We start from the raw sequence: 11,671 nt of genomic DNA on the forward strand, positions 1-11,671 counted from the left end.
GGCGGGGCTGGGCCCGCCGCCGCCTGGCCGGGGCGCCGCGGCTGTTGGCGGTGGAGCGGGCGGTCTGCCGCCAGGGCCTGGTCCTGGTGCTGCTCACCCGGCTTTCGCCGGCCTTCCCCTTCAGCCTGCTCAACCTGGCCTACGGCCTCAGTGAGGTGAGCCTGCGGGACTATTCCATCGGCCTGATCGGCATCCTCCCGGGCACCGTGCTCTTCTGCGCCCTGGGGGCGGCGGCCGGCGATCCCAGGCGTTTTTCGGCGCTGCTGGCCGGCCCGGCCGATGGCGTCACCTGGGCCCTGCGGCTGCTGGGGGTGGCTGCCACCCTGGCGGTGCTGCTGCTGGTGGGCCGCCAGGTGCGCCTGGCCCTGGAGGCACGCGGGGTAACCTCCCACGTTGCGATGCAGGCCAGCGATGGTGACGGCCGAGACTCCACCTAGCCCCTCCGCCAGCGCCTGCCCCAACTGCGGTGGCGGCAGCCTCACCCTGGTGCGACGGGAGCGGGTGAGCAAGGCCCGGATCGAGGCTGAACTCGTCCATTGCGGCAGCTGCGACTTCCTGTTCCTGGGCGAGCCCTCCTGGCTGGCGGTGGCCTACGAGGACTCCTTCTACGGCGATACGGGTTACGTCGACCGCAACCTGCACGCCTCACGGCTGCTGCGTCTGCTGCTGGTGATCGGCCGGCTGGGTCGCTTCGGCCCCAGCGAGCCGGGCTGCGACCTGGGCACCGGCCTGGGCATGCTGCCGCGCCTGCTGCGCGACCACGGCTTCGATTTCCATGGCACCGACGCCTATGCGGCCATGGAACTGATCCGCCCTTTCTGCGAGCCCCCGGGCGATGGCCCGATCGGCTGCAAGACCGCCTTTGAGGTGATCGAACATGTGCCTGGCACCCCCGGGTTCCTGCGCGACGAGGTGGGCGCCACGCCCCTGTTCGTCTTCTCCACCCTGATGCGCCAGCCTGGGGAGATTCCGGCTCCTGACTGGTGGTACTACGCCTTCGGTAACGGCCAGCACATCAGCTTCCACAGCCGCCGCAGCTTCGAGGTGGCGATGGGGCAGGCGGGGATGGATCCGGCCTGGCTGGTCTGCATAGACGGGCCGGTGCACCAGCGCGCCCTGCATCTGATCGCCCCGAAGGCCCGCTGGCGGCGGGCTTTCCGTGTGGCCGGCTGGTTGGTGAACCGCGGCCTCGACGGGCTGCTGCTGCCGTGGCTGGAGCCCCTGGTGGGGCTGCGCACCCGCATCATCCCCGACCACTACCTGGCCATGGAGCGGCTCAGATCTGCCGCAGAGCGTCAGCTTTGTCCTTGAAGTCACTCAGCAGCAGCTGCAGGTAGGTGACCTTGCGCAACTTGACGTTGGCGGTGAGGGACATGCCCACCTGAAGCGGCAGCACCTTGCCGCTCTTGAGTTTCAGCTGCTGGGAATTGAGTCGGATGTCCACCGGAAAGCGGTAGAAGTTGTTCATCTGATCCGGGGGCAGGGCGTCGGAGCCGATGCGCCGCACGGTGCCTTGCAGCACGCCGAAATCGGTGGCCGGGAACGAATCGATGCTGATGTCGGCCGTTTTCCCCACCGAGACGAAACCGATCTCCCGGCTGGGCACCTCCACCCGTGCCTCCAGTTTGTCGAAGGGCACCACCTTCATCACCGGTTCGCTCGTCTGGGCGACGAAGCCGCGGGAGCGGGGCTTGAGCTCAAACACCACGCCGGCTTCCGGGGCCCGGATGACCTGGTAGCGGATGTTGACGTTGAGTTCAGTCAGCTTGCTGCGCATGTCGGCCAGCTCGCTCTGGATTTCGCGGATGCCCTGCTGCAGGATCGCCTGCTGGCGCAGCCGGTCGACCTGGCCCTCCTGGAGTTTGCCTTCCACCTCCTGCACCTTGTTGCGCTGGGAGAGGTACTGGAGTTCGGCGGTGGCGCCCTCCTTGTTGAGGGTCTCAAGGCGGCCGAGCACGTCCTTCTCCAGCACCAGGCTCTGGCGCAGCACCCGCTGCTCGGTGTCATTGAACTGCAGGTAGCGGTCGAGCTCCACCTGCTTGAGCCGGAGCTGCTGCTGTTTGTACCGGATCGTCTGCTGCAGGCTGGCCTGGCGATCGAGGGTGGTCTCGGTGTCGAGGCGCAGCAGCACCTGGCCCTTCTTCACCCGCTCACCCTCCTTCACCATCACTTCCTCCACCACGCCGCCCACGGGCATCTGAATGTCCTTCACCACCCCCAGGGGCTCGAGCTTGCCCGGGGCGGTGACGATCTCCTCGGTCTGGGCGAAGGCCAGCCAGCCGAGGCCGAACAGGGTGACGCCCATCAGGGTCCAGGTGATCGAGCGGGCCCAGAAGCGAGACTGCTGCAGCACCACGTCGTCGCTGTCGGTGTGGATGCTGCGCTCGAGGCTGTTCTGGGCCCGGCGCAGCAGGCTGCCTGGGGTGGGGGGAATCATCAGCCCGCCTCCTGTTGGCGATAGAGCGCGAAATAGCGACCCTTCAGGGCCATCAGTTCCTCATGGCTGCCGGTCTCGACGATGGCGCCCTGGTGCATCATCACGATCAGATCGGCACGGCGGATGGTGGAGAGCCGGTGGGTGATGAAGAACACGGTGCTCTGGCTCATCGCCTCCCGCAGGTTGTCGCACACCTGGCGTTCGGTGTCGTAATCGAGGGCGCTGGTGGCTTCATCCATCACCAGCAGCTGGGGCTGGCTCAGCAGGGTGCGGGCGATGGCGATGCGCTGGCGCTGGCCGCCGGAAAGCGAGGCCCCCCGCTCCCCCAGGGGGGTGCTGTAGCCGGAGGAGAGTTCCATGATGAAGTCGTGGGCGCCGGCGATCCGGGCGGCCTCGACGATGGCGTCGCTTGGGGCCTCCGGATTGGTCAGGGCGATGTTCTCGCTGATGGTGCCGGAGAAGAGCAGGGGATCCTGGGGCACGATGCCGATCTGTCGCCGCAGGGAATAGAGCTCCACCTTGTCGATGTCGTAGCCGTCCACAAGGATGCGGCCCTTTGAAGGGGAATAGAGGCGGGGCAGGAGCTTCATCAGGGTGCTCTTGCCGCTGCCGCTCTGACCCACGATCCCGGTGAAGGTCCCGGGGGGAACGTGCAGGCTGACGTTGGTGAGAACCTCGGGTCCGCCGGGGTTGAAGCGGAAGCTGAGGTTCTCGAACACCACGTCGCCTTTCACCGGCGGCAAGGGGATGTGGCCGCGATCGGTTTCGCTGGATTCCTCAGGGGTGTCGACCACGTCGGCGAGACGCTCGAACGACACCCGCAGCTCCTGGATGTTCTGCCAGATCGAGGAGAGGCGCAGCAGGGGCTGGGTGACATAGCCGCTGATGATCCGGAAGGCGATCAGCTGGCCCAGGGTGAGCTCCCCCTTGAGCACCAGGGTGGCCCCCACCCAGAGCACCAGCAGCTGGGAGAGCTTCTGGAGCACCGAGCTGGTCTCGTTGAGGAAGGTGCCGGTGATCGTCTTCTCGAAGGTGCGGGAGATGTACTTGGCGTAGAGCTCCTGCCATTTCCAGCGGCTCACCATCTCCACGTTCTGGGCCTTCACCGTCTGGATGCCGGTGAGCACCTCCACCAGGTGGCTCTGGGTGCGGGCGTTCTCCTCGGCCGCCTGGCGGTACTGACGCCGGAACAGGGGAGCCCCGAGCAGGGTGAGCCCCACCTGGATGGGCAGCACCGCCAGGGCAATGATCGTGAGCAGCCAGCTGTAGATCGCCATCACGATGATGTAGATCACCGAGAAGGCCGCATCCAGCAAGGTGATCAGCGCCTGGCCTGTGAGGAAGTTGCGGATCTTCTCCAGCTCGGCGATGCGGGTGCCCAGCTCCCCGACGGGACGCTTGTCGAAATAGCCGAGCGGCAGGCGCAGCAGGTGGTCGATCACTTCGGCGCCGAGGCGCAGGTCGATGCGGTTGGTGGTGTCGGTGAACAGGAAGGTGCGCAACGAGCCGATCACCCCCTCCATCAGGGTGACCACCACCAGCGCCATGCCGAGGATCTGCAGCGTGTCGAGGCTGCGCTGGGAGATCACCTTGTCGATGATCACCTGGATCAGCAGGGGGTTGGCCAGGCTGAACAGCTGGACCACGAACGAGGCCAGCAGCACCTGGAGCAACATGCCCCGGTAGCGCTTCAGGGCCGGCCAGAACCAGCCCGGGCCGAAGGTCTGCTCCGGGGTGTCGATGCTGCGCTCCAGCAGCAGCAGCTCCAGCCCCTCCGGATAGTGCTCGGCGATCTGGGCCGGGCTGAGCTGCACCCAGCCCTCGGCCGGGGAGGCCAGCCGCAGGCCGGCGGCGTTGCTGGCGGTGGCGATGGCGAAGCCCTCCTTCCAGGGCACCAGGCAGGGGGTGATCAGCCGGGTGGCGGACGCCGCCGGCACCTTGGCGCCGGTGACCAGCAGGCCGAGCATGGCGGCGATCTGGCCGCAGAGCTGCAGATCCGGCGGCTGGCCGCGGCGCATCTTGTCGCGCAGGATCTTGTCCACCGCGTCACGGCGGTACGGCAGCTCCAGCAGCTTGCCGAGCATCTGGAAGCAGGCCAGGGTCTCCTCCAGCGGACCGTTGCCCCGCACCAGGACCAGGTGGCGGTCGGCCCGGTCCTGGCCCAGATCGAGGCTGCTGGGCTGGGCCAGGCCGCCGGCGTCGGCCTCGATGGGGACCATGGCCTGGGCCGCCTGGGTGATGTCCGGGGTGGGCGCCACGGCGGCGGCGGGGGCCAGGGCCAGCAGTCGCAGGGGCAGGGGGGGACGGGGCTGGGGAAGGGGCTCTGCCGCCGCCAGCACCGAGCCGATGGCCAGATCGGGGACGTTGGCGCTGGCCAGCAGCAGCTGTTCGCCGTCCTGCAGGGCGATGGCTCCGTCGCTGGTCGGCAGCACACCCCGGGCCCGCAGGCGCAGGCGTTCGATCCTTTCGCGCCACAGGGGCGGATCAAAGCGCCCCGCCGCCGCTCCTTCCCTTTGCAGCAGAAGTTGGTGCAGTTCAGCGGTCCAGAGGTGGCGGCCACACCACTGGCGCAGGCTGTCCTCGCTCAGCAGCAGCTCGAGCATCAGCGTGTCTGGAACCGCGGTCGCCAGCAGCTCGGAGGCGGCGCTCACCGCTTCGATCCCCTCGGCGCGCAACAGGGACACCAGCCCCACGATGGTGCCGGGCCCCAGCCGCTCCAGGGTGAACGGCCGGCCGTCCCGTTCCGCCAGCAGCCGGGCCTCACCCTCGTGCAGCACCAGCACCCGGTTGCCAACGCTGCCGGCGCTGCTGAGGTCTTCGCCGACGCGGAACCGGCACGGGCGGGCTTCCGCCAGCAGCCGTTCCCGGCCGGCGATGGAGAGGCCGTCGAAGGGCGGCAGGGTGAGCCAGTCGGTGCGTCCGGGGACCGTGGATGTCATCGCCCCTGCCCCGGCCGCAGCAGTAGGGCCACTTCCTGATCCACCCATTCCTCAAACAGCTCCCGCGCCATCCGCTTCTGCATCGCGTCGTCGAAGCTGGCAGAGCGGAGTGTTTCCAGCCGCACCACCAGCCACCAGCGGTCGATGCGCAGGGGGGGATGGAGCTGGCCCGGGCGACTGGTGCGCAGCAGTTCGGCCAGGGCCGGATGGGCCTGCAGCAACGGCACCGGACCCACCACCCCCCGGGTGGAGCGCTCGGGACCACTGGCGTAGGTGGCGGCCAGTTCGGCGAAATCGGCTTCCCCCTCGGCGATGCGCAGGTAGAGCTCCCGGGCCAGGGCCCCGTCCTCCACCCGCAGCAGGCTGTAGATCACCTGATCGAGCTGATTCTTGCGGGCCAGGTAACGCTGCTCCGCCCGGTGCAGGAAATGCTCCTGGCAATGGCGCTCGATCCTGGTGGGGAGCTCCGCTTGCCAGAGCAGGTCGGCTTCCGTGAGTTCGTGCCGCTGCAGGTGGTTCTGGAGGTCGTCGGCGGAGCGGAGGCCATGGCTGGCGCCCCAGGCCTGCTGGGCCTGCTGGCGCTCCTCCTCCGACAGGGTCACCGCTGCCACGGCTCTGGCGATCACCGACTGGCGCAGCAGGGGCAGCAGCAACTGGTGACGGGCGAGCTGGCGACGCAGTTCCCCTGGGATCTCAGGCAGCGGCTCCACCTCCAACAGCACCGGTGGCCTGGAGGGGCGCACGGGCGGATCGAGACTGATGTCGTGGTCCAAGGGGTGGGCGACGGGCACAGGATCAGCTTTCACCCAGGCATTCTGGGGCTGAACCGACGATTCCAGATGTATCGGTAGCGGTTGCGTAGCGCCGTCACTTCAGGAGCGGCGCAGGATCGGCTCGGCGCGCACCACGCTGCCCATCAGCAGGAAGAGGGCCTCGATGCTGCCCACCCGCTTCACCTTCTGGAACCAGGCATTTTCGCCGTAGATGAGCTGGATCAGGGCGGCATCCGTCTCTCGGGCCGGCATTTCGAACGTGAGTCCCAGCAAGTGGTGCTGCCGCAGACGGCTGGCCCTCCTCAGCCGGACGGGCAACTCCAGGTGGTACTGGGGCACCCGCAGCAGCCCCTGAATCTCTCCCTTCCCCGGGCCAGGGGTGTTGAGCAACAGGCTGGCCCCCTGCTCGGAGACATCGTTGGTGATGCCCCAGTACTCGGTGCCCTCCACTTCCAGGCAGGCCACCAGTCCGAGGGGGAAGCGGTCGGCCTGACGCCGGATCGGTTTGTCGATGCAGGCGAGCAGGCAGATGAACATCAGGATGCCGTTGTAGAGGTTCCAGCCGACCATCAGGCCTTCGCCTTCGAAGACGGATCTGGACCAGCGGATGTCCAGCAGCGGCAGGCCGTAGTTCAGCATCAGAACACCTACAAAAATGAAGAGATAGGCCAGGAACGGCCAGGCAAAACGCAGATCGAGGCTCTGCTTCGGGTTGTTGACGTCCTTGTTGGTCACCAGGCTGCCCACGGATCGGAAAGGCCGGAACAGGATCTGCGACATCCTCTTCAAGGCTGGAAAACAGAACAAGGACTCATAGACTTCCGTCCAGAAATGAAAGTAGTGGCCGTTGGTCTGCCAGGAGGGCAGGAAATACAGCATGATCACAAAGGGCAGTCCGTAGGCCATGTATTCCACCGGAGGTGCGGCAATCAGCGTGAAGCCAATCAGCATCGACATCAGGGGGAAAATGATGTAGACGGCGCGAAAAACAGGGGTCAGAAGGCTGAGAAAAAGATTCAGGTAAAAGACCTTCTGCCAGAAATTCAAGGTCTTCCAGATCGGAAGCTCTTTGGGGGACGCGAACACCTGCATGTTGCCCTGCATCCAGCGCAGCCGTTGCTCGAGGTAATCACGGAAGGTTCGGGGCACTTCCCCCAGGCTGAGTATCTCATCGAGGTAAACCATGCGCCAGCCACGGGTGAGGAGTCGTGTGCCGGTCTGGTTGTCCTCGACGATGCAATGGGTGACATAGCCACCAATGGCCTCAAGGGCGGAGCGCCGCGCCAGATAGGAGGTGCCACAGCACACCACGGCATTGAAGGGATCGCGAATCACCTGGACATAGCGAAAGAAATAGTCCATGTCGTCGGGAACAAGAACATCCAGGCCGAGGTTGCGATTATGGAAATCAGAGTTGAAGTAGTGCTGCGGGGTTTGCACCAAGGCCACCTTGGGATCCTTGAAAAAGCCAACCGTGCGATCAAGGAATCGGCTGAACGGGATGAAGTCACAATCGAACACGGCGATCAGATCACCGTGGCAGTGAGCCAGGGCGTGGTTGAGGTTGCCGGCTTTGCGGTGCTGATTGTCGGGCCGACTCAGATACTGCACGCCGAGCTCTTGAGCCAGGGCGGCAATGGCAGGACGATGGCCGTCATCCAGCACGTAAATCGTTTTGTTGGCGTAATGGATATTGGCGCACGCCATGACGCAACGTCGAACCATGCGCTCCGATTCGTTGTAGGTTGGAATCCATATATCCACGCTGGGTTGATGATCCTTTGTCCAGCCAAGGAGATCGTCAGCCTGGCGCCGACGTTGTTGTGGCTTGTACTTCAGCGAAGGATAGAACTGTAGAGAAGATGTCAGCAGATACGTGAACTCGCAGAGAAAGAAGACCAGGCTGAAGAAGAGGCTGACTGGGTGGGCTGTGTTGATGGTTGTCGCTCGCCAGATGAAGTAGCGCGTCGCAAAGAGCGATAGCATCACCGCAGCCAGCACATAGGCGGCAGGACGCCTGGGCAGGAGGTTCACCCCCAGGCAAAACCCCACCGCTACGGCCAGGGGCAGCAGCACATCAATCCAGAGATCCCGAACCTGCCAGAGCTCTGGCAGAACCCGGAAGCTCAGGGGATTGAGCAGACCGATCGCCACCACGGACACCTGCAGATTGGCCAGCAGCACCGCCAGAACCAGGCTGGCCCCGGAGAGCAGCAGCACCATCCAGACCCACGGTGAGATCCTCGTGTTGCCGGTGGGATCCGAAAACGAGTGGAGAAATTTCATCGTTCGAAGCTGACCTTCGCCGTGAACCCCACATAACAAAACTCTCCGGGAGGAGCGGGAAAATCATTGAGGATGCGGATTTTCACTTCGCTTTCTCTGGCCAGATTGATCGGCACCGGTTGGGGAGCTTCATCACCCAGCTGGGTTCGGCCGATGCCGGAGCGGATCCCGATCACTTCGCCCCGCAGTTTGTCCCGGCTGCCCAGCAGTTCGATCCTGGCCTTGCTACCCAGGCGAATGCGGTTGAGATCGTTTTCCGCCACCGTGGTCGTCAGCCAGCGCTGGCTGCAGTCGATCATCTGGATCACCGTCTGCATCGCGTCAACGGAGTCTCCCCTCTGGGCCCCCAGTTGCCAGACCACCGCCTTCCTGGGGCTGACAAGTCGGGAGCGGCTGCGCTCCTGCCATTCTTTCCTGGCGACGGTCACCTGCTGCTGCAGGCCACTGACCTGGAACGTCTGGGTGCGCACATCGCCTTCGGCGTTCTCCAGGGCGATCGTGGCCTCCTGAAGCCGCACCACCGGATCGGAGTTGCTGCGGTTGTTGCGCAAGGTGAGGTCGTTTTTGGAGGCCTGCAGGACCGCCGCCTGGCCAGCCAGCTGGGCTTCGAGGCCCCGCACCTCACGAGCACGTTGTTGTTCGGTGGTGCGGGCCCGATCGACCACATTGGCGGCCACGGCGCCGGTCCTGAACAGCGCGTCCTGCCGCACGGTTTCCCGTTGGGCGAAGGCGAGTTCCTTGCGGGCCCGGTCCAGCGCGAAGCCGAGGTTGTCGCGCTCGTTCTGGTCGCGAGAGATTTCCAGGCTGCGCTGCTGCCTGGCGTCCAGGTTCAGCTGGGCCACGAGCTTCTTGCGCAGATCCCTGCGTGTGCGCAGTTCCTGCAGCCGGCCCTTGGCCGTTTCCAGCTGGGTCTCCAGGCCAGTGAGGGCATCACGGGTGGCCATGGGGTTCACCACGATCGCCACGGTCTGGCCGGGGCGGACCTCCACGCCGGTTCCCACCGTGAGGCTTTCCAGGATGCCGGTGACCGGACTCCTGAGCACGATCGGGGTGGCATTGATGACCGCATCGCGGGAGCGTGCGGTGAAGAAATTGATCACGATGGCCAGCGCCGTGATCAGCAGCCCAGCTGAAATCAGCAGGATCGTGAGATCGGCCCGGCGAGAGCTGGGAATCGCGTCGTCGTCATCCGTCGCTGGCGCGTCAGGGCCGGGACCGGCGGCTCCGCCGTGTTCTGGGTCTTTCGCGCCAGCGGAAGATGAAGACATTCCGGCGGTTCATGGTGGAATTTGATTTTACCAGAGCCGCACTTTTTGTCAGGCAATGAGCCCTTCTGTTGATTCGTTGTTGTGGGACTGATTGACTTTTCTCTACGATGCTGATCTAGCCAAATCAGGACTTGCCCAGGGCAGCCATTATGGCCAGTGTTGCTGGTTTGGCCTGGTTGTTTGCATCGAAGGGCAACGGCCGCTGGGGCAGACCATCGGCCCTTGGAAAGAAGGAGTTCAACCAGGTGGTGCGATCGCTCAATCCCCAGCTGGTGATCAGTTTCAGCCTGGGTTCCGGCAGGACCGCCGCCAGGAAGGCGGCGTAGACCTCTGCCACGGCGCGGTCCCGTTCGGGGATGGCTGCGGGCAGTTCCCGGTCGTTCACATCCAGTTCGGTCACGTAGATGTCGAGATTCAGGGCCGCCAGCTCCCGCAGGAAGACGGGCAGGGTGCGGAAGGTGGTGGCTCCGCTGCCGTTGGCATAGAGGTGGGCCTGAAGCCCCACGGCGTTCAGGGGAACGCCCCGGTCGCGCAGCTGCCGCAGCAGTGCCAGAAACGAGCGCCGTTTGCGGGCCGTCTTGGCGTCATCCCCCTCCAGTCCGTATTCGTTGATCACCAGGGCGGCCTTGGGATCGGCCTGGTGCGCCCGGGTCAGGGCGCTGGCGATGTACTCGGGTCCCAGCCGCTCCAGCCAGAGGTTTCGCCGCAGGCCCGTGCCGTCGTCGGCGATCGGTTCGTTCACCACATCCCACGACGGCAGCTTGCCGCGGTAGTGGCCCACCACGGTGCGGATGTAGGTCGCCAAGGCCTTGTCCAGCTCAGCCGCCGGCAGGGCCTTGACCCACCCCGGCAACTGCTCGTGCCACAGCAGGGTGTGACCCCGCATCACCAGCCCGTGCTCGCGGGCGAAAGCCAGCAGCCGGTCCGGGGCGCTGAAATCGAAGCGCCCGGGCGCCGCTTCCACCCCATCCCACTTCAGCTCGGATTCGGGCACGATCAGGCCGCTCTGGCTGGTCACCAGACGCTGCAGGTCGGGGTTCTGCAGCTGGTCGTTCGTGACGGCGGTGCCCCAGACCAGCCCCCGCGCCGCCGCCAGCCCCTGCAGGGTCGGGGAAGTGCCCGGCGGCAATGCCCGCGCCACGCTCCAGCCCAGGGCCCCCACGACAGCCAGAAGAATCAGTTGCCGTCGTCGCATGGCCCCGCTGCAGACGTGCCCTCCCACTCTGGCCGGTCAGGCCGGATCGGTCCCCAGCAGCGCCCGCAGGCCCTCCTCATCCAGCACGCTCACCCCCAGCTCCTGGGCCTTGGTGAGCTTGCTGCCGGCCTCCTCGCCCGCCACCACGTGGTTGGTCTTGCGGCTCACCGAACCGATCACCTTCCCCCCGGCCGCCTCGATCAGGGCCTGGGCGGCGGAGCGGCTCAGGCTGGGCAGGGTGCCGGTGAGCACGAAGGTCAGCCCCGCCAGGGGTGTGGCCGGCGGCGGCCCTCCGCCCCCGTCCTGCTCCGGCGCTGCGGCCAGGGAGAAGCCCAGCACCGCCAGCTGCTCCAGCAGCGCCCGGTTGGCCGGGGTGGCGAACCACTGCCGCAGGGACTGGGCGATCTCGGGGCCGATGCCGAAGACCGCCGTGAGCTGATCCGGTGCCTCGTCCCCGTCGGCAGCCAACGCGGCGGCCTCCAGCTCGGCAGCGCTGAGGAACGCCCGGGCCAGGGCCTTGGCGTTGACCTCGCCCACGTGGTGGATGCCGAGGCCGTAAAGCTGCCGGTGCCAGGGCTGCTGCTTCGAGGCCTCCAGGGCAGCCACCAATTTGGCGGCCGAGGTGTCCCCCATGCGCTCAAGGCTGCTTAGCAGGGCGGCATCCAGGCGGTAGAGGTCGGGGATCGACGCCACCAGGCCCCGGTCCACCAGCTGCTCGATCAACTTGATCCCCAGGCCGTCCACGTCGAGGGCCGCTTTGCTCACCCAGTGGC

Annotated in this window: 9 protein-coding genes; 2 read left to right on the forward strand and 7 right to left on the reverse strand. The window is 66.1% G+C overall.

Going from position 1 to position 11,671, the window contains the following annotated elements:
• The coding region (locus tag VB739_RS04965; protein WP_323356005.1) for a TVP38/TMEM64 family protein at positions 1-437 on the forward strand (437 nt) is incomplete at its 5' end.
• Entirely contained in the window at positions 412-1,311 is a 900-nt protein-coding gene (locus tag VB739_RS04970) for a class I SAM-dependent methyltransferase (protein WP_323356006.1), read from the forward strand. The genes VB739_RS04965 and VB739_RS04970, both read left to right, overlap by 26 nt.
• Here the strand turns inward: VB739_RS04970 and VB739_RS04975 are convergent.
• From VB739_RS04975 to VB739_RS05005, 7 genes are all read right to left on the reverse strand, one after another.
• Positions 1,277-2,437, reverse strand: coding sequence for an HlyD family secretion protein (locus tag VB739_RS04975; RefSeq protein WP_323356007.1), 1,161 nt, complete (start codon positions 2,435-2,437; stop codon positions 1,277-1,279). The genes VB739_RS04970 and VB739_RS04975 overlap by 35 nt on opposite strands.
• Positions 2,437-5,376, reverse strand: coding sequence for a peptidase domain-containing ABC transporter (locus VB739_RS04980; RefSeq protein WP_323356008.1), 2,940 nt, complete (start codon positions 5,374-5,376; stop codon positions 2,437-2,439). Before VB739_RS04980 ends, VB739_RS04975 begins: the two co-directional genes overlap by 1 nt.
• Entirely contained in the window at positions 5,373-6,182 is an 810-nt protein-coding gene (locus VB739_RS04985) for a peptidylprolyl isomerase (RefSeq protein ID WP_323356009.1), read from the reverse strand. Before VB739_RS04985 ends, VB739_RS04980 begins: the two co-directional genes overlap by 4 nt.
• A gap of 66 nt (positions 6,183-6,248) precedes the next feature.
• Positions 6,249-8,333 carry a glycosyltransferase gene (locus tag VB739_RS04990; protein WP_323356010.1) on the reverse strand — a complete coding sequence of 695 codons (2,085 nt, stop codon included), beginning with the start codon at positions 8,331-8,333 and terminating at the stop codon, positions 6,249-6,251.
• A gap of 98 nt (positions 8,334-8,431) precedes the next feature.
• On the reverse strand, positions 8,432-9,703 hold the full coding sequence (locus VB739_RS04995) for an HlyD family secretion protein (protein WP_323356011.1): 1,272 nt from the start codon (positions 9,701-9,703) through the stop codon (positions 8,432-8,434).
• Positions 9,704-9,827: 124 nt separating this feature from the next.
• Positions 9,828-10,898 carry an endo-1,4-beta-xylanase gene (locus VB739_RS05000; RefSeq protein WP_323356012.1) on the reverse strand — a complete coding sequence of 357 codons (1,071 nt, stop codon included), beginning with the start codon at positions 10,896-10,898 and terminating at the stop codon, positions 9,828-9,830.
• Between the two features lie 36 nt (positions 10,899-10,934).
• On the reverse strand, positions 10,935-11,671 hold a 737-nt coding region (locus VB739_RS05005), incomplete at its 5' end, for a BRCT domain-containing protein (protein ID WP_323356013.1).

The sequence above is a fragment of the Cyanobium gracile UHCC 0281 genome (assembly GCF_034931305.1).
GTDB classification, from domain to species: Bacteria; Cyanobacteriota; Cyanobacteriia; order PCC-6307; family Cyanobiaceae; genus Cyanobium; species Cyanobium gracile_A.